Consider the following 16,334-nt stretch of genomic DNA (forward strand, 5'->3'; position numbering starts at 1 on the left):
AAGCGCCGCCGCTCTCGTTCGATGGCCGGGTTATAGGCCTACCCCTGCCCCCGCGTCAACAACCAATTTCAAGAAAATGCCAGAAATCGACAAGCCATTGGTAGTGCTCAACTTTATCCGCAAACGACACCCCGAAAGACACAAAACAACCCTCCACAGACACACAGCAGCCGCCAAAATCTTGTCCAAACGATCAAAACCGGGAATTCCCGCCCCCATCGGACCGGCGGCAGACCAAATCGCCCGGTGCATAGGTGGAATGTCGGGGAAAAGGTGGAGCTTTCGCTTGACTTGCCACAAAAGAAAAAGGCGCCGGCGGATACCCGCGGCGCCCCTCCCCTGTCGGTTCCGGCAAGGCGTCAGCCCTTCAGCTTGCCCATGATCTGCTCGAGGAAACCGAGCAGCACGGCGGAGACGACGAAGGCGAGGTGCATGAGGGTCAGCCACATCAGCTTGGCATCGGTATATTGCTGCACGTTGAGGAAGACCTGCAGCAGGTGGATCGAGGAGATCGCGACGATCGAGGAGGCGACCTTGATCTTCAGGCTGCCGGAATCGAGCTTTCCGAGGAAGGAAACGTCGGTCTCCGCCTCGTCGAAGCGGCTGACGAAATTCTCGTAGCCGGCGATCATGACCATGAGGATGAGGCTGGCGACCAGCGCCGCGTCGATCAGGCCGAGCATGGCGAGGATCATCTCCGCATCGTCGAAGACGAAGACGTTCATCGCCACCTTGGCGAATTTATAGAGGAAGGAGACGGCATAGACGGCGAGCGCCGCGACGAGGCCGAGATAAAAGACCACCAGGATCCACCGGCTCGACAGGATGATGCGTTCGACCAGGAGTTCGAGGGATTTCATCGGGCAGGCTCCAGCGGGATTCGGCAAATTCACCCGTTGTTAACCAAGGAGGCGAAGCCCCGCAAGGGTCGTTCGCGGACGCAAAAAGGGCGGCGTCCGCGAACGCCGCCCTTTTCCGGCATGCTTCGTCCTCATGCCCTTCGGAACAGGCCCGCGATCAGCGAGAGGACCAGGAGGGCCAGGAAGACGAAGAACAGGACCTGCGCGATGCCGGCCGATGCGCCGGCGATACCGCCGAAGCCGAGCAGGCCGGCAACAAGGGCGATCACGAGAAAGACCACAGCATAATAGAGCATTTTCGAACTCCTTCTTTGTATCGCTGGAGAAACGAGGGGGGTTGAAAAAGGTTCCGCGAAACAAGGCCGGAGAGAACGCTTTTGGGACGATGCCTTCGCTTCAAACGCAATACCGCCGCGGCCTTCCGGCTGCGGCGGCAGGAGTGGTGAGCGATGCGGCCGGCGACCGTCTAGTCACGGCGCGCCCAGTCGTCGATCTGCCGCTCGGCCTCTTCCTTGGCGAGGCCGTAACGCTGCTGGATCTTGCCCGAGAGTTCGACCCGGCGGCCGTTGATGACATCGAGGTCGTCGTCGGTAAGCTTGCCCCACTGGGTCTGGGCCTTGCCCTTGTACTCGTTCCACTTGCCTTCGATGATGTCCCAGTTCATGACGCTGTCCTTTCTATTGCGTTGAACGCATGATGTTGATGAGAGGGAAACCGGCAGGCGCCGGAAAGGTTCCCGCATCTGTCAGTGCATCCGCGCCGCCGTTTCGACCGGATAGGCGTTGTCGGCGACGATGACGTCGCCTGCCGGCGGCTGGACCTGCCGGACGTGGACCTCAAGGCCGTTCTGCCGGGTGAGGCGCCAGTCGATCTCGACGTCCTCCTCGACCCAGGCCGGATCGACGACCGCGCAGCGCCCGTGCACGATGCGCTTGCCGGTCCCTGCCCCGCCGAGTGCGGCGGGTAGCGCCCCGACGCATTCCTCCATGGTCTCGAACGCCACCTGGGGCACCGGCAGTTCTTCGCAGGTGAGGCCGCCATGGCTGCAGCCGACCAGAAGCATGATTGCGGCTATGTGTTCCATTTCACTCTCCATCACCCATCGTGCACCCGTGAGGGCCATTCGGATCGGGCAGGAAACGGAAGGGGGTCGCGAAAGTTCCGGCCCGGAGCGATGACGGCCCCGTCACATTTATGGGAACAAAAGCCGTTGCGGCTCGTTGTCGGCCCATCGCTCGAAAGCGAACCGGACGTGAAAGGAAGCGCCGATGCTCAGCACCATTCTCCTCGTCATTCTCATCCTGCTTCTGATCGGCGCCCTGCCGAACTGGGGATATAGCCGGAGTTGGGGCTACGGTCCGTCCGGCGGCCTTGGCCTGATCGTGCTCATCCTTCTCATCCTCGTCCTCATGGGACGTATCTGATCCCCGAACCGAGCCAGGAGCCGGAACCATGAAGAACATCATCATCGCGCTTGCCCTCGTCGCCTCCACGGTGACGCTCACCGCCTGCACCCAGACCGAACGCGGCACCGCGATCGGCGCGGGTACGGGCGCCGTCATCGGCGGCGTCGTCACGGGCCGCGCTGGCGGCGCGCTCGCGGGGGCCGCCATCGGCGGCGCGGCGGGCTATCTCATCGCCCGCTCCGACCGCAGCGGCTACTGCATCTATCGCGACCGCTACGGCCGCCGCTACGAAGCGCGCTGCCGCTGACACGACGACGATCTCAAACGGGAAACGGGCCCTCGGGCCCGTTTCTTGATGTCTGGAACCTGGTCAGAAACTGGAAGGACGGAATGTTTTCAGGAACCGCTCTTGCCCCTGGCCTCGGCTTCGTCGAGCTTTTCCAGAAGATCGAGAAGGCGGTCGGGCACGGGCTCCGTCTCGATGACCTCATAGAAGGATTTGAGCTTGCGGCCGACCGGACCGTTCGGGTCGAACGCCGCCTTGGCGGGCGAACCCCGTCCCGCGCGCTTCTTTTCTTTACCGGGCTCGATCATGGTCTTGTTTCCATCCGATGCCACTCGCTATCTTCCTTTTGCCCAAGATTCCCAATAGCAAGTCAGACTTAGAATGCTACCAATAGGTTTCCGTATGATGAACTCTAGCGGAAACGGTTCCGATGCGGAACATATTCAGGGAGAACTAAATGTCACTTTCCACCCGTATCGCACCGCATCTCGCCTATCTGAGGCGGTTTTCCCGTGCAGTGACGGGCTCCCAGACCTCGGGCGACGCCTATGTCGCGGCCATGCTTGAAGCGCTGGTCGCCGATATCTCGCTCTATCCGGAGGGCCGGAGCGACCGGATCGCACTTTACCGACTCTATTGCACGCTCTTCGAGAACCTCGACGTGACGCTGCCGGACAACACCTCCCCCTTCGGCTGGGAGCGCCAGGCGGCCGCCAACCTTGCCAACCTGCCGCCGGCGGAACGCAAGGCCTTCCTGCTGGTCGCCGTCGAAGGCTTCGACCTTGCCGAGGGCGCGGACATTCTCGACGTGTCGGAAGAACGCTTCGGCGCCCTGCTCGACGAAGCCTCGCGCGACATCTCGCGGCAGGTCGCGACCGATATCATGATCATCGAGGACGAGCCGCTGATCGCCATGGACATCGAGGACATGGTGAAGGGCCTCGGCCACAATGTGACGGGCATCGCGCGCACCCATTCGGAGGCGGTCGAGCTCTATCACCGCACCTCACCGCGCATGGTGCTCGCCGATATCCAGCTCGCAGACGGCAGCTCGGGCATCGATGCCGTCAACGACATCCTGAAGAACAGCACGATCCCCGTCATCTTCATCACCGCCTTCCCGGAGCGGCTCCTGACCGGCGAGAAGCCGGAACCCGCCTTCCTCGTCACCAAGCCGTTCAACCCGGACATGGTGAAGGCGCTGATCAGCCAGGCGCTGTTCTTCGACGAGCAGGCGCGGCTGGCGAAATCGGCCTGAGCGGGAACGAAAAAAGGCGATGGCGTGAACGATCGGGCGCCGTCGTCCCCTTCGCTTAGAAGGTCGGCGGGGTGCAGGCGCTGATGACCTCGCAGGGCACCGGGCCGACGCAGCGGAAGCGATGCGGACGGCGGCTCTCGAAATAATAGGCATCCCCCGGGCCGAGGATGCGACGCTCGTCGTCGACGGTCACTTCCAGCCGGCCCGACAGCACGATGCCGCCCTCCTCGCCTTCGTGCACCAGCGGCACCTTCCCCGTGTCCGCGCCGGGCTGGTAGCACTCCTTCAGGATCTGCAGGCTGCGGCCGAAAAGATTGTCGCCGACCTGCCGGTAGGAAATCCCGCCCTTGCCGATCTCCGTCAGTTCGTCCGCCCGGTAGAAGGCCTTCTTCGGACGGTCAGGCTCGAAGGCGAAGAATTCCGCCAGCCCGATCGGGATGCCGTCGAGGATGCGCTTCAGCGCACCGACGGACGGGTTGGAGGCGTTCGATTCGATCAGCGAAATCGTCGAATTGGTGACGCCGGCGCGCTTGGCGAGCTCGCGCTGGGAGAGATTGTGGGCCATGCGCAGATGGCGCAGCCTGCGCCCGATATCGACCGACATGGCCACTACCTGTTCTAGATGTTCGGAATATCGAAAATCGATTAACCCATATCCTTTATTTTCAATCGGTTGACGTCAAGAAGAAAAGGACTTGTTCGGCATCGCAAATCATGGCGTCAATCCCGTCAGCCAGAGGAGATCTGCCATGAACGTTCACAACAAGCCCAATGCACCGGTGCTCGACAGCTACTGGATGCCGTTTACCGCCAATCGCCAGTTCAAGGCCGCGCCGCGCCTGCTCGCCGCCGCCGAAGGCATGTATTACACTAGCGCCGACGGCCGCCGGGTGCTCGACGGCACTGCGGGCCTGTGGTGCGTCAATGCCGGCCATGGCCGCCGGCAGATCGCCGCCGCGGTCGAGCGCCAGCTCACCGAAATGGATTTCGCGCCCTCCTTCCAGATGGGCCATGCGGTCGCCTTCGATTTCGCCGAGCGGCTGGCCGAGATCGCCCCCGGCCCTGACGGCGCCAAGCTCGACCGCATCTTCTATACCGGCTCCGGCTCGGAATCGGTCGATACCGCGCTGAAGATCGCCATCGCCTACCAGCGCGCCATCGGCCAGGGCACGCGCACCCGCCTCATCGGCCGCGAGCGCGGCTATCACGGCGTCGGCTTCGGCGGCATTTCGGTTGGCGGCATTCTCAACAACCGCCGCGTCTTCCCGCAGCTTCCCGGCTCCGACCACCTGCGCCACACCCATGACCTTGCGAGGAACGCCTATGTGAAGGGCCAGCCGGAGCACGGCGCCGAGCTTGCCGATGACCTCGAACGGCTGGTGGCGCTGCATGGCGCGGAAACCATCGCCGCCTGCATCGTCGAGCCGGTCGCCGGCTCCACCGGCGTGCTGATCCCGCCGAAGGGCTATCTGGAAAAGCTGCGCGCGACCTGCGACAAGCACGGCATCCTGCTGATCTTCGACGAGGTGATCACCGGCTTCGGCCGCCTCGGCGCCGCCTTCGCCACCGACTATTTCGGCGTGACGCCCGACATCGTGACGACCGCCAAGGGCCTCACCAACGGCGCCATCCCGATGGGTGCGGTCTTCGCCAGCCGCAAGGTGCACGACGCGCTGATGCACGGGCCGGAAAACGCCATCGAGCTCTTCCACGGCTACACCTATTCCGGCCATCCGGTGGCCTGCGCCGCCGGCATCGCGACGCTCGACATCTATCGCGACGAGGGCCTGTTCACGCGCGGCGCGGCGATGCAGGACGACTGGCATGCGGCGATGCATTCGCTGAAGGGCCTGCCGCACATCATCGACATCCGCACGATCGGCCTCATCGCCGGCATCGAGCTTGCCTCGCGCGACGGCGCACCGGGCGCCCGGGCCTATGACGTCTTTGTCGACTGCTTCGAGAAGGGCCTCCTGATCCGCGTCACCGGCGACATCATCGCCTTCTCGCCGCCGCTGATCGCCGAGAAGGCGCATTTCGAGGATATCGTCTCGATCCTCGGCGATGCCCTGAAGCGGGCAGCATAAGCTTTCTTCGGCGGGAAACGCTGTTATATCTGGGCCCGTATCCATACGGGCCCAGTTTCATGTCAGCATCCGCCAAGACCGAACCGAAACTCATCTTCCGCCTGCAGTTCGAGCCAGAAGGGCGGATCGGGCGCGGCAAGATCCAGCTTCTCGCGCACATAAGGGAGACCGGCTCGATCTCGGCCGGCGGGCGGGCGATGGACATGTCCTATCGCCGGGCCTGGCTGCTGGTCGACGAGATGAACCGGCTGTTCCGCACGCCGGTGGTGGAATCGCAGCGCGGCGGCAAACAGGGCGGCGGCGCCGTCGTGACCCCTTTCGGCGAAGCGCTGATCGCCCGTTACCACGCCATGGAGGACAAGGCGCGCGCAGCGCTGGCCGAGGATATCGGCTGGATCGTCGGGAACCTTGCGGACTGACGCCTATTCCAGCGCCACCGTCTTGACGACCGCATGTACCGGCAGGCCGGGGGCGAGGCCCAGGCGCTCGACGGAAAGCGCGGTGATGCGGGCGCGCACGACATCGCCGCCGCAGGTTATGCGCAGGCTCGCCATGCCCTCGCCGTCCGGCTCGATCGCCTCGACGGCACCGTCCAGGATATTGAGGGCGCTGAGGCCTTCCGGACGCACCGTCGCGATCATGACGTCGCGGGCGGGGATGCGCAGCCGCACCGTGTCGCCCGGCGAGACCGCGGCGCCCGGCACGAGGATCGTCGCCCCGCCGTCGAGGCGGATGGTGGCGAGGCCGTGCGCGGCATCGCGCGCCTCGACGCGGCCGGCAAGGATGCTGCCCGCCTCGCGGCGCTCGGCGGCGGAGGAAAGGCGCGGGCCGCCCAGCACGTCCGATGCCGCGCCGATCGCGGTGATGCGCCCGTCCGCCATCAGCACCACCCGGTCGGCAAGGCGCGCCACTTCGGCCACCGAATGACTGACATAGACGATGGGAATGCCGACCCCGTCGCGCAGGCGCTCCAGATAGGGCAGGATTTCCGCCTTTCGCTCCTCGTCGAGTGCGGCGAGCGGCTCGTCCATCAAGAGCAGGCGCGGCGAGGCCAGCAGCGCGCGGCCGATGGCGACACGCTGCTTCTCACCGCCGGAAAGGTTGGCCGGCTGGCGGTCGAGCAGGCCGGCAATGCCGAGCAGGTCGACCACACGGTCCGGATTCTCCGTGCGCGCGCCCTTCGGCGAGAACCAGCGGCCATAGTTGAGGTTCTGCCGCACGGTGAGATGCGGGAAGAGCCGCGCCTCCTGGAAGACATAGCCGAAGCGCCGGCGATGGGCCGGCACGAAGACGCGGCGGGCGGTATCGACCAGCACCTCGTCGCCGAGCAGGACCCGGCCTTCCGCCGGGCGCGTGAGGCCGGCGATGATGCGGACCAGCGATGTCTTTCCCGAGCCGGACCGGCCGAACAGGGCGGTGACGCCCCCGTCGGAGGTGAAGGCGGCCCCCAGCGAAAAATCGCCGAGCCGGTGGCGGACATCCACGACGAGGCTCATTCGAGGTTCACCTTGCGGCCGATGCGCTGGGCAAGCACCTCGGAGGCGACGAGCGCGACCATGGAGATGGCGATGGCGACGAGGGTGAGGCGCATGGCGCCGGCATCGCCGCCAGGCACCTGGGTGAAGGTATAGATGGCGGCCGACAGCGTCTGCGTCTCGCCGGGAATATTGGAGACGAAGGTGATGGTGGCGCCGAACTCGCCCATCGCTTTCGCAAAGGCGAGGATCATGCCGGCGATGACCCCGGGCAGGATGAGCGGCAGGGTGACGGTGAGGAAGACCCAGAGGGGGCTTGCGCCCAGCGTGCCGGCCGCCTCCTCCAGCTTGCGGTCGACGGCCTCGATGGAAAGGCGGATCGAGCGCACCATCAGCGGAAAGCCCATGACGCCGCAGGCGAGCGCCGCGCCGGTCCAGCGGAAGGAGAGCACGATGCCGAACCATTCGTCCAGCACGGAGCCGACAGGCCCGCGCCGGCCGAACAGGATGAGCAGCAGGAAGCCGGTGACGACGGGCGGCAAGATCAATGGCAGGTGCACCAGCCCGTTCAGCAGCGACTTGCCCCAGAAGCGGCCGCGCGCCAGCGCCAGGGCGGCGAGGATGCCGAGCGGCAGGCTGACGAGGACCGCCACCGCCGAAACCCGAAGGCTGAGCCGGATCGCCGTCCATTCCTCGTCGCTCAGGGCAAGCCAGTCCACGCATGTTCCTTCGAAAGGTAAAAACCCCGGCATCGAGGCCGGGGCCGACAAGCCCACCCGCTTCTCCTCCGTCATGGCCGGGCTTGACCCGACCATCCATGCCACATGCGCCGCGGTGGATCCTCGGGTCAAGCCCGAGGATAACGTGGAGAGTGGGGAGAAGCTCGTCTTACTTCAGGATCGAGAAACCCTGCTCGGTAAAGAAGGGCGCGGCCTTGTCGGACTTCAGGAAGTCGAGATAGGCGGCCGCCGCGGCGCTCTCAGATTCCGCGAGGATGGCCACCGGATAGATGATCGGCGGGTGACTGTCCTCCGGGAAGGTGCCGACGACGGCGACGCCCGGATCGGCCGCGGCATCCGTCTGGTAGACGATGCCGTAGGGCGCCTCGCCGCGCGAGACGAGGGCGAGCGCGGCGCGCACGCTTTCGGCGCCGGCGACCTTACCTTCCACCGACGACCAGATGCCGAGCTTTTCAAGCGCCGCCTTGCCGTATTTGCCGGCCGGCACGCTGTCGACCGCGCCCATGGCGAGCCTGCCGTCGCCGAGAAGACCGGCGAGGTCGAAACCCTGCCCGATCTCGACGGTCGCGGCCTTGTCCTTCGGCGCGACAAGCACGATGCGGTTGCCGAGAAGGTTCACGCGGGTGTCGTCCTTGATCAGCTTCTTTTCGGCAACATAGTCCATCCAGGCAAGGTCGGCCGAGATGAAGAGGTCGGCAGGCGCCGCCGCCTCGATCTGCTTGGCGAGCGCCGAGCTTGCCGCATAGGAGACCGTCGTCTCGTTGCCGGTCTCCTTGGACCAGGCGGCATTGGCCGCATCCAGCGCGTTCTTGAGACTGGCGGCCGCAAAGACGGTGACCTTTTCCGCGGCGGCTGCCGGCAGGGCGAGCGGCAGCGACGCGAAAGCGGCGACGACGAGTTTCAGAAGCAGACGACGGTTCATTCCTGTTCTCCCTTTTCCTGCCTGAAGGCAGCGTGATATCTCTTTGAATATATCGCTGCGCGCAGCTTTGCCAGCGCTATATTCTCAAAAATACAGGGAAACGGACGAAGACCTGACCTGGAGGAGACCGGACGGTCGGGATCGTCCTGGAGCATTTCCAGCCGAAGCGAAATCGCTTCGACGTCGGATAATGCGGCAAAAACAAGAATCTAGAACAGCGCGTCGTCGAAGAGATCCTCGTCGCTTTGGGCGGCGGCGGGGGCTGCGGTCGCTTCGAGGACGGTGCCGAACACGCGGGCATGCACCTCGCGCTCGGAGACCATCGTATAGGTGCGCGCGATCCGGCCGCCGAGATCGGCCATCGCCTCTTCGAGGCCCGACCTGTCCGGCAGGCCGTCGCCGAGGAGTTCGCCGGCGCGGGCGGAGCAATCGGCCAGCACGTCGCCGAGTTCGGCATTGAAATCGAGGTCGGCGATCGTGCGGCCCGCCTTGGCGGAGACGTCCGCGCCGCAGGCGCGCAGGGCCGTCATGTCCTCCTCCATCCGGTCGCCCGCCTGGCGGATATGCTCCAGCGCCTCGTCGAGATGGGCGTCGAGCGAGCCGCCGGTGGCCGTGCCGGCCTCGCGCAGCTTGCCGGCGTCGCCTTCGAGCGACTGCAGGGCGACGAGGATGCGCTCGGCCGTCTCGTCGAGCTGACTGGAGAAGAGCCGCAGTTCCGCCGTCACCACATTGATCGCCCGCCCCTCTTCGCCGAGCTTGCCGCAGCGCAGGTTGGTGTTGAGCGCCATGTAGTGGATATCCGTGCGCACGAGCTGGATCGTCTTCACCCCTTTCAGGAGGCCCTGCACGGTCTCGACCGTGCTCGCGCCCAGCTCATTGGCCTTGCCGGCCGCCTGCCCGATATCGCGCACCACGGCGCGGGCGGCGGCGATATCGGCCTCCAGGATGCGCATGGCCCGGTCGGCGGAGTGGCCATCGGCCGCATCCATGTCGCCGTAGAGCGCCATCAGGCCGTCGATATCGGTGCCGAAGCTGCGGATCGTGCCGACCACCGTCTTGCATTCGCGCGCGAAATCGCTGGCGATCTCGACAAGCTGGTCGTGCACGAGATGGTGGATCAGCGCCGCCAGGCGGCCGCCAGCCTCCGCATCCAGCGTCCCCGCCGCAAGATATTCATCGAGGAACGTGAAGGCGGCCTGGCAATGTTCGATACGCTGGCGGGTTATGTCGCCGATCTGCATGGCCGACAGCGTGGTTGCGACCTTGCCCTGCACGCCGCGCGCCGCCGCGCCCACCTTGGCGGCAAGCTGGGAGAGATGGCGCCGCTGGGCGGTCAGGTCCGCGGCATTGCGCGAGAGGTTGCCGGCAATGTCCGGCACGGAGCGGCGAAACCGCTCCAGCGCCTGCCCGCCCCCGGCCGCGGCGGTGTCGATGACCGCGCCGAGCGTGCCGATCCTGGCGCCGAGCGCGTTGACCTCGCCCGCGCCGAACTGGATGCGCTCGAGGATCTCCTCCGCGAAGCCGGCAAAATCGGGAATGGCGGCGCCGGTGATCTTGGCGGTCGTGGCGAAGGTGCGCAGGTAGCGCAGCGTCTCCTGCATGTCGGCGATATGGGTGCCGAGCGATTTTTCCGTGACGGCGATATTGGCGAGGCGCTGCTGGCGCTGCTCCTCGATGCCGGGCAGCGCGGTCAACTGGTCGACGGTGGCGACGAGCCGGCCGATGGTCGCCTCCGCCGCCTCGTCGCCGAGCGAACCCGACAGGTTCTCCAGAGAGGCGACCAGCCGGTTGAGCACGTCCAGCACCGAGAGCAGCACGACACCGCCATCGAGGAACCGCTGTTCGATGCGGGAACGCGCCCCTTCGAGGCGGGAGACGAGTTCCACCTCGTCCGTCTGCCGCTCCACACGCATTGCGCTCGCTATTCCTGACACGCCATACCCCATTTGCAAGAACCCGTGGGCGAACCCTAGGAGCAACAATGTAACGCACAGTAAATTCGCCTTTCCTCATGTAATGGAATCCCGCTTCGCCGGGGCGTTCCGCCAACACCACCCGTGGATGCATGCATCCCTAGAATTAGGGATTTAGAAATAATATCACTTACATCTAATTGTGTATATTATTCCATATATTCAATTATTTAGTCAATTTTCCTACCGTAAGGTGAAGCGGTGTATCGGCGATGGCCGGACCACCAGTGGATGAAATTATCAACCGCGCTTTACCGTTCATTAAGCCTGACTTGGGATTCTGGCGCGGGAAATACTCTCTCTCGAAACGATTATCGAGGCCTGCATGTCATCGACCCTGCCGGGTGACGCGTCGTTAACCTTACCGACGACACTCACCATAAAGACTATGTTGTCCGTTCAAGAGCTGATCTTGGATTTCCTGAACAATAATTCCACCACCGTACTTGATATAGACGAGGCGGCGCAGGTCGATCTCAGCTTTGTCCAGCTCGTCACGGCGGCCCGCAAGCAGGCCGAGGCCAAGGCGGGGCGCGTTCTACTTGCCCGGCCCGCCTCCGGCGACCTTTACGACGTGCTGAAACGCGGCGGCTTTCTCGACGGGATGACGCCCGACGCCGCGCATTTCTGGCTGCATCAGGAGAAGAATTGATGACCGCGAAGATCTTGACCGTTGACGATTCCGCCAGCATCCGGCTGACGACGCGCGTCACCCTCAGCAATGCCGGCTATGCCGTGACGGAGGCCGTCGACGGCCTCGACGGCCTCAACAAGCTGAAGGCCGGCGAATACGACCTCGTCGTGACCGACCTGAACATGCCCAACATGGATGGCCTCACCATGATCCGCGAGCTGCGCAAGCTGCCCGCGCATACCGGCGTGCCGGTCATCTTCCTCACCACCGAATCCGACGGCGAGCTGAAGGCGCAGGCGAAAGCGGCCGGTGCCACCGGCTGGCTCACCAAGCCCTTCGATCCCGAAAGCCTCGTCAAGATCACCAAGAAGGTCCTCGGAAGATGACGAACCCGGACCCGATCTCAGTCTTCCGGACAGAAGCGGCCGAACTGCTGGAACAGATCGAGTCCGGCCTCCTCGACCTCACCCGCAGCCTCGACGACCGCGACCAGATCGACGCGGTCTTCCGGGGTCTGCACACGCTGAAGGGCTCGGGCGCGATGTTCGGCTTCGACGCGCTAGCCGCCTTCACCCACCATTGCGAGACCGCCTTCGACCGGGTGCGCAAGGGCGACGTGCCCGCCACGCACGAGCTGGTCTCGGCGGTGCTGTCGGCGCAGGACCACATGCGCGCGCTGCTCGAAACGCCGAACGGCGACCATGAGGGAATGAGCGCCGCGCTGCTCGACAATCTGCACCGGGCGGTCAACGGCGGAGGCTACCCCGCCCCGGCGGTCGCCTCGGCCGCGCCGGTCGCCGAAGAGGCCGGCGGCCTGCGCGAATGGCGCATCCGCTTCAGCCTGCCAGCCAATGCCATGGCGAACGGCACCAATCCGCTCGGCCTGCTCGACGAGATGCGCGACCTCGGCGATTGCCGGATCGTCGCCGACACGTCGAAGGTGCCGGAGCTTTCCGCGCTGGAACCGCGCGATATCCATATAAGCTGGGACGTCACGCTGAAGACCGAGCGGCCGCGCGCCGATATCGAGGACGTCTTCATCTTCGTCATGGACGACATGGAGCTCGAGATCGCCGAGGTCGCCGCCGAGCGGCCTGCCGCGACGGCGAGCCCGGCGCAGGCACCGATCGCCAGGGCTGTCGTCGTCACCGAGCGGGAGGCCACGGCCATCCAGGCGGCCAACGATCCCAAGCAGGCGAAATCCGCCGAGAACGTCCGCGTGCCGGCCGAACGGCTGGACGAAATGATGGACCGCGTCGGCGAGCTCGTCATCGCCCAGTCGCGCCTCACCCAGCTTGCCGGCACGGCGGCGGATCTCGGGCTGCGCTCGGTCTCGGAAGAAATCGAACGCCTTTCCGGCGAACTGCGCGACACGATGATGGTGCTGCGCATGATGCCGGTCGCCAGCCTCTTCAGCCGCTTCCGCCGCCTCGTGCACGATCTGTCGCGCGAGACGGGCAAGGAGATCGAGCTCATCACCGAAGGCGAAAGCACGGAGGTCGACAAGACGGTCATCGACCGGCTCGCCGATCCGCTCGTCCATCTCGTGCGCAATTCCATCGACCACGGCCTCGAAAAGCCCGACGAGCGCGTCGCCGCCGGCAAGGAGGCGAAGGGCCGGGTCATCCTCTCCGCACACCAGACGGGCGGCGAGGTCATCATCACCATCAAGGACGACGGGCGTGGCATCAACCGCGAGCGGGTGCGCGCCAAGGCTGAAGCCTCGGGCATCGTCCAGCCGGGCGCGACGCTGACCGACCAGGACCTGCTGCAGCTCATCTTCCAGCCGGGCTTCTCGACCGCACAGGCCGTGACGAACCTTTCCGGCCGCGGCGTCGGCATGGACGTGGTCAAGAAGACGGTGGAGGCGCTGCGCGGCACGATCGACATCACCAGCAAGCCGGGCGAAGGCTCGGAGGTGTCGCTGCGCATTCCGCTGACGCTCGCCATCATCGAGGGCCTGCTGGTACGCGTCGGCCAGGGTTGCTACGTCATCCCGCTCTCGGCGGTGGAGGAGTGCCTGGAGCTGTCGCTCGAGGACGACCTGCGCTCGCGCGGACGCAGCTTCATCTCGCTGCGCGACAGCCTCGTGCCGTTCCTGCGCCTGCGCGAACTCTTCCAGACGCGCACCGAGCCCGATCCGCACCAGAAGGTCGTCGTCATCTCGACCGGGTCGGAACGCGTCGGCCTCGTCGTCGACCAGATCATCGGCGACCACCAGACGGTCATCAAATCCATGTCCAAGCTGCACCATGACGTCGACACGTTCTCCGGCGCGACCATCCTCGGCGATGGCAGCGTGGCGCTGATCCTCGACGTCACCCACCTTGTCGCGGCCGGACAGCAGCAGGAGGCGCAATTGCGGGCGGCAGGATGAACGAAGCGGCACGAAAACTCGACTACGGCGCAATCTGGGGCGTGGAGGAGGATCTCTCCGTGCTCACCTTCAACCTGAACGGCGAGACCTTCGCGATCGAGGCGATCGTCGTGCAGGAGATCCTCGATCTCCTGCCGGAGACCCATGTTCCCGGCAGCAAGCCCTTCGTTTCCAGCGTCATCAACTTCCGCGGCAAGGTGATCCCGCTTGCCGATATCCGCCTTGCCTTCGGCATGGACGCGACGGAAACCACCATCGACAGCCGCATCGTCGTGATCGAGCTCGACCTCGACAACGAGGCGACGCTGATCGGCATCCGTACCGACAAGGTCAACGAAGTCACAACCCTTCCCAAGGTCGCCAGCGAGCCGCCGCCGAGCGTCGGCATGCGCTGGCGGGCGGACTACATCAACTGCGTCGTCAAGCGGGGCGGCGAATTCATCATCGTCCCGAACCTGCGCGCGATCTTTTCCGCAAAGCGTGATCGCGCCAGCACGGCCCAGGCGCCGAACTAGGAACACCAGGAGAGACCCATGCGCTTCACCATCAAACTCAAGTTGTTCCTGGCCTTCGGTTTCATCATGCTCATGCTGGCCGGCACTGCCGGCTACGGCATCGTCAGCCTCGGCGGCCTCAACGCGACGCTCGGCGACGTGCTCACCGGGCCGGCGACGCGCCTGCGCCTCGCCCAGGAACTCAATGTCCTGCAGCTCCAGCAGATCCGCCAGCAGAAGAACATGCTTTCGGCGACCAGCAGCGCCGAGACGAACAAGTATATCGCCCTCAGCGACAAGGCCCGCACGGATTTCGACGCGGCCTTCGAGCAGGTGCTGGCGAAAGCCACGGAACAGGGCAAGGTGCTGTGGTCCAAGCTCCAGGGCCTTTCCACCGAGTTCCGCCGCGAGGACGACCGGGTGCGCAGCCTGATGCTCGCCGGCGACAGCGCAGGCGCGCTTCGCGTCTCCACGGCGGATGCCCGCACGGTGACGAACGAGATCGACGTCCTGCTCGACGAGGTGGTCACGCTCGAACAGGCCCGCCTTCAGGAAGCGGACGACAATGCCGAAGCGCAATATGCCGGCACGCGCACGATCATGATCGCCGCCGCCACCGCCGCCTTCCTGATTGCCGGCCTTGCCGCCGTCTGGATCGTCCTGTCGATCAATCGCGGCATCTCCCGCGCCGTCGGCGTGGTACAGAACGTGGCGGACGGCGATCTCACCCGCTTTGCCGAAATTTCCACCAAGGACGAGATCGGCGAGCTGCTCGGCCACGTCAACACGATGATCGAGCGCCTGCGCGGCGTGGTGGCGGACGCCCTTTCAGCCTCCGACAACGTGTCCTCGGGCAGCCAGGAGCTGTCGGCCAGCTCCGAAACCCTCTCGCAGGGCGCGACGGAACAGGCGTCGTCGGCCGAAGAGGCCTCCGCCTCGATGGAGGAGATGGCGTCCAACATCAAGCAGAACGCCGACAACGCCGCCCAGACGGAAAAGATCGCCCGCCAGTCCGCCAAGGATGCAGAAGCCTCCGGCGAGGCCGTCGGCCGTGCGGTCGGCGCCATGCGCACCATCGCGGAGAAGATTTCCATCGTCCAGGAGATCGCCCGCCAGACCGACCTGCTCGCCCTCAACGCGGCCGTCGAGGCGGCACGCGCCGGCGAGCACGGCAAGGGTTTTGCGGTCGTCGCCTCGGAGGTGCGCAAGCTTGCCGAACGCAGTCAGGCGGCCGCCGCCGAGATCAGCACGCTGTCCGGCCAGACGGTGTCCGTCGCCACGGAAGCCGGCGAGATGCTGAACCGGCTGGTGCCCGATATCCGCAAGACCGCCGAACTCGTCTCGGAAATTTCGGCAGCCTGCCGCGAGCAGGATATCGGCGCCTCGCAGATCAACGAGGCGATCCAGCAGCTCGACAAGGTGACCCAGCAGAATGCCGGCGCCTCGGAGGAAATGTCCGGCACCTCGGAAGAGCTTGCCGCCCAGGCCGAGGAGTTGCAGGCCTCCATCGCCTTCTTCCGCGTCGAGAGCGCGGCCCGCAAGGAGCCGAACCACGCCGACAAGCTGCGGGCGACCGCGGCGAAGATGGCCGCCCCCATCACCACCAGGCGCCCGGCCGCCTCCCCGGCCCACCGCCCGGCGACCGGCAAGGCGGCACACAACAACGGCTTTGCCCTCGACATGTCGATGGGCGGTCCTGACGCCGACGACGCCGACTTCCGCGAAAGCGTCTGACATCGATTGAACCGGATGGCAGTCGTCGCTGACACGCTTCAGCGACGACCGGAAATTTACAGACAATTGGGAAGCAACTGCCGCTGCA

General features: G+C 65.3%; 20 protein-coding genes. 10 read left to right on the top strand and 10 right to left on the bottom strand.

The genetic code is table 11. The features are described 5' to 3' along the window. Positions 1-359: 359 nt before the first annotated feature. The 4 genes from AB3G45_RS22195 to AB3G45_RS22210 all read right to left on the bottom strand — a co-directional run bounded on the left by AB3G45_RS22195 (position 360) and on the right by AB3G45_RS22210 (position 1,944). Positions 360-860: a TIGR00645 family protein gene (locus tag AB3G45_RS22195; RefSeq protein ID WP_367832604.1), complete on the bottom strand. Its 501-nt coding sequence runs from the start codon at positions 858-860 to the stop codon at positions 360-362. 131 nt (positions 861-991) lie between these two features. Continuing rightward, positions 992-1,156, bottom strand: a complete 165-nt coding sequence (locus AB3G45_RS22200; RefSeq protein WP_367832605.1) for a DUF1328 domain-containing protein — start codon at positions 1,154-1,156, stop codon at positions 992-994. Between the two features lie 170 nt (positions 1,157-1,326). Next, positions 1,327-1,524, bottom strand: a complete 198-nt coding sequence (locus AB3G45_RS22205; RefSeq protein WP_367832606.1) for a CsbD family protein — start codon at positions 1,522-1,524, stop codon at positions 1,327-1,329. Positions 1,525-1,605: 81 nt separating this feature from the next. Further along, the gene (locus AB3G45_RS22210; protein WP_367832607.1) at positions 1,606-1,944 is read right to left on the bottom strand and encodes a hypothetical protein; all 339 of its coding nucleotides are present in this window, start codon (positions 1,942-1,944) and stop codon (positions 1,606-1,608) included. 184 nt (positions 1,945-2,128) lie between these two features. On the opposite strand from AB3G45_RS22210, the gene AB3G45_RS22215 reads away from it, so the two are divergent. Beyond that, entirely contained in the window at positions 2,129-2,284 is a 156-nt protein-coding gene (locus tag AB3G45_RS22215) for a DUF3309 family protein (protein WP_023514830.1), read from the top strand. Between the two features lie 28 nt (positions 2,285-2,312). After that, positions 2,313-2,573: a YMGG-like glycine zipper-containing protein gene (locus AB3G45_RS22220; protein WP_367832608.1), complete on the top strand. Its 261-nt coding sequence runs from the start codon at positions 2,313-2,315 to the stop codon at positions 2,571-2,573. An 89-nt stretch (positions 2,574-2,662) separates the two neighbouring features. Here AB3G45_RS22220 and AB3G45_RS22225 read toward each other — a convergent pair whose 3' ends face one another. Further along, the gene (locus AB3G45_RS22225; protein WP_367833647.1) at positions 2,663-2,860 is read right to left on the bottom strand and encodes a NepR family anti-sigma factor; all 198 of its coding nucleotides are present in this window, start codon (positions 2,858-2,860) and stop codon (positions 2,663-2,665) included. Between the two features lie 149 nt (positions 2,861-3,009). On the opposite strand from AB3G45_RS22225, the gene AB3G45_RS22230 reads away from it, so the two are divergent. Continuing rightward, entirely contained in the window at positions 3,010-3,810 is an 801-nt protein-coding gene (locus tag AB3G45_RS22230) for a response regulator (protein ID WP_367832609.1), read from the top strand. A 55-nt stretch (positions 3,811-3,865) separates the two neighbouring features. Here AB3G45_RS22230 and AB3G45_RS22235 read toward each other — a convergent pair whose 3' ends face one another. After that, positions 3,866-4,414, bottom strand: coding sequence for a cupin domain-containing protein (locus AB3G45_RS22235; RefSeq protein WP_367832610.1), 549 nt, complete (start codon positions 4,412-4,414; stop codon positions 3,866-3,868). Between the two features lie 145 nt (positions 4,415-4,559). Here AB3G45_RS22235 and AB3G45_RS22240 point away from each other — a divergent pair, with 145 nt between their 5' ends. Both AB3G45_RS22240 and AB3G45_RS22245 read left to right on the top strand, forming a co-directional pair. After that, on the top strand, positions 4,560-5,897 hold the full coding sequence (locus AB3G45_RS22240; RefSeq protein ID WP_367832611.1) for an aspartate aminotransferase family protein: 1,338 nt from the start codon (positions 4,560-4,562) through the stop codon (positions 5,895-5,897). A 59-nt stretch (positions 5,898-5,956) separates the two neighbouring features. Further along, entirely contained in the window at positions 5,957-6,316 is a 360-nt protein-coding gene (locus AB3G45_RS22245; RefSeq protein WP_367832612.1) for a winged helix-turn-helix domain-containing protein, read from the top strand. 3 nt (positions 6,317-6,319) lie between these two features. Here the strand turns inward: AB3G45_RS22245 and modC are convergent, their stop codons facing one another. From modC to AB3G45_RS22265, 4 genes are all read right to left on the bottom strand, one after another. Next, positions 6,320-7,393 carry a molybdenum ABC transporter ATP-binding protein gene (gene modC, locus AB3G45_RS22250; protein WP_367832613.1) on the bottom strand — a complete coding sequence of 358 codons (1,074 nt, stop codon included), beginning with the start codon at positions 7,391-7,393 and terminating at the stop codon, positions 6,320-6,322. After that, positions 7,390-8,091, bottom strand: coding sequence for a molybdate ABC transporter permease subunit (modB, locus tag AB3G45_RS22255; RefSeq protein WP_367832614.1), 702 nt, complete (start codon positions 8,089-8,091; stop codon positions 7,390-7,392). Before modB ends, modC begins: the two co-directional genes overlap by 4 nt. 169 nt (positions 8,092-8,260) lie before the next feature. Beyond that, complete coding sequence (gene modA, locus AB3G45_RS22260; protein ID WP_367832615.1) at positions 8,261-9,034, bottom strand: molybdate ABC transporter substrate-binding protein; 774 nt, start codon at positions 9,032-9,034, stop codon at positions 8,261-8,263. Positions 9,035-9,243: 209 nt separating this feature from the next. After that, entirely contained in the window at positions 9,244-10,947 is a 1,704-nt protein-coding gene (locus AB3G45_RS22265) for a type VII secretion target (RefSeq protein ID WP_367832616.1), read from the bottom strand. 385 nt (positions 10,948-11,332) lie between these two features. On the opposite strand from AB3G45_RS22265, the gene AB3G45_RS22270 reads away from it, so the two are divergent. The 5 genes from AB3G45_RS22270 to AB3G45_RS22290 are packed head-to-tail and all read left to right on the top strand — an operon-like array spanning position 11,333 to position 16,246. Next, positions 11,333-11,659 carry an STAS domain-containing protein gene (locus AB3G45_RS22270; RefSeq protein ID WP_367832617.1) on the top strand — a complete coding sequence of 109 codons (327 nt, stop codon included), beginning with the start codon at positions 11,333-11,335 and terminating at the stop codon, positions 11,657-11,659. Further along, positions 11,659-12,027 (top strand): response regulator, encoded by a 369-nt coding sequence (locus AB3G45_RS22275; protein WP_367832618.1) that lies wholly within the window; start codon positions 11,659-11,661, stop codon positions 12,025-12,027. Before AB3G45_RS22270 ends, AB3G45_RS22275 begins: the two co-directional genes overlap by 1 nt. Continuing rightward, positions 12,024-14,018, top strand: coding sequence for a chemotaxis protein CheA (locus AB3G45_RS22280; RefSeq protein WP_367832619.1), 1,995 nt, complete (start codon positions 12,024-12,026; stop codon positions 14,016-14,018). The genes AB3G45_RS22275 and AB3G45_RS22280 overlap by 4 nt, the downstream gene beginning before the upstream one ends. Then, positions 14,015-14,533: a chemotaxis protein CheW gene (locus AB3G45_RS22285; protein ID WP_367832620.1), complete on the top strand. Its 519-nt coding sequence runs from the start codon at positions 14,015-14,017 to the stop codon at positions 14,531-14,533. Before AB3G45_RS22280 ends, AB3G45_RS22285 begins: the two co-directional genes overlap by 4 nt. Positions 14,534-14,551: 18 nt before the next feature. After that, a complete protein-coding gene (locus AB3G45_RS22290; RefSeq protein WP_367832621.1) occupies positions 14,552-16,246 on the top strand; it encodes a methyl-accepting chemotaxis protein in 1,695 nt (564 codons plus the stop codon). The last annotated feature ends 88 nt before the right edge of the window (positions 16,247-16,334 follow it).

The organism is Shinella sp. S4-D37, assembly GCF_040812195.1.
Lineage (GTDB): Bacteria > Pseudomonadota > Alphaproteobacteria > Rhizobiales > Rhizobiaceae > Shinella.

Coding starts and splice junctions, on each gene's coding strand:
- AB3G45_RS22195 (WP_367832604.1), bottom strand. CDS start 860: ATGAAATCCCTCGAACTCCTGGTCGAACGCATCATCCTGTCGAGCCGG.
- AB3G45_RS22200 (WP_367832605.1), bottom strand. CDS start 1,156: ATGCTCTATTATGCTGTGGTCTTTCTCGTGATCGCCCTTGTTGCCGGC.
- AB3G45_RS22205 (WP_367832606.1), bottom strand. CDS start 1,524: ATGAACTGGGACATCATCGAAGGCAAGTGGAACGAGTACAAGGGCAAG.
- AB3G45_RS22210 (WP_367832607.1), bottom strand. CDS start 1,944: ATGGAACACATAGCCGCAATCATGCTTCTGGTCGGCTGCAGCCATGGC.
- AB3G45_RS22215 (WP_023514830.1), top strand. CDS start 2,129: ATGCTCAGCACCATTCTCCTCGTCATTCTCATCCTGCTTCTGATCGGC.
- AB3G45_RS22220 (WP_367832608.1), top strand. CDS start 2,313: ATGAAGAACATCATCATCGCGCTTGCCCTCGTCGCCTCCACGGTGACG.
- AB3G45_RS22225 (WP_367833647.1), bottom strand. CDS start 2,860: ATGATCGAGCCCGGTAAAGAAAAGAAGCGCGCGGGACGGGGTTCGCCC.
- AB3G45_RS22230 (WP_367832609.1), top strand. CDS start 3,010: ATGTCACTTTCCACCCGTATCGCACCGCATCTCGCCTATCTGAGGCGG.
- AB3G45_RS22235 (WP_367832610.1), bottom strand. CDS start 4,414: ATGTCGGTCGATATCGGGCGCAGGCTGCGCCATCTGCGCATGGCCCAC.
- AB3G45_RS22240 (WP_367832611.1), top strand. CDS start 4,560: ATGAACGTTCACAACAAGCCCAATGCACCGGTGCTCGACAGCTACTGG.
- AB3G45_RS22245 (WP_367832612.1), top strand. CDS start 5,957: ATGTCAGCATCCGCCAAGACCGAACCGAAACTCATCTTCCGCCTGCAG.
- modC (WP_367832613.1), bottom strand. CDS start 7,393: ATGAGCCTCGTCGTGGATGTCCGCCACCGGCTCGGCGATTTTTCGCTG.
- modA (WP_367832615.1), bottom strand. CDS start 9,034: ATGAACCGTCGTCTGCTTCTGAAACTCGTCGTCGCCGCTTTCGCGTCG.
- AB3G45_RS22265 (WP_367832616.1), bottom strand. CDS start 10,947: ATGCGTGTGGAGCGGCAGACGGACGAGGTGGAACTCGTCTCCCGCCTC.
- AB3G45_RS22270 (WP_367832617.1), top strand. CDS start 11,333: ATGTCATCGACCCTGCCGGGTGACGCGTCGTTAACCTTACCGACGACA.
- AB3G45_RS22275 (WP_367832618.1), top strand. CDS start 11,659: ATGACCGCGAAGATCTTGACCGTTGACGATTCCGCCAGCATCCGGCTG.
- AB3G45_RS22280 (WP_367832619.1), top strand. CDS start 12,024: ATGACGAACCCGGACCCGATCTCAGTCTTCCGGACAGAAGCGGCCGAA.
- AB3G45_RS22285 (WP_367832620.1), top strand. CDS start 14,015: ATGAACGAAGCGGCACGAAAACTCGACTACGGCGCAATCTGGGGCGTG.
- AB3G45_RS22290 (WP_367832621.1), top strand. CDS start 14,552: ATGCGCTTCACCATCAAACTCAAGTTGTTCCTGGCCTTCGGTTTCATC.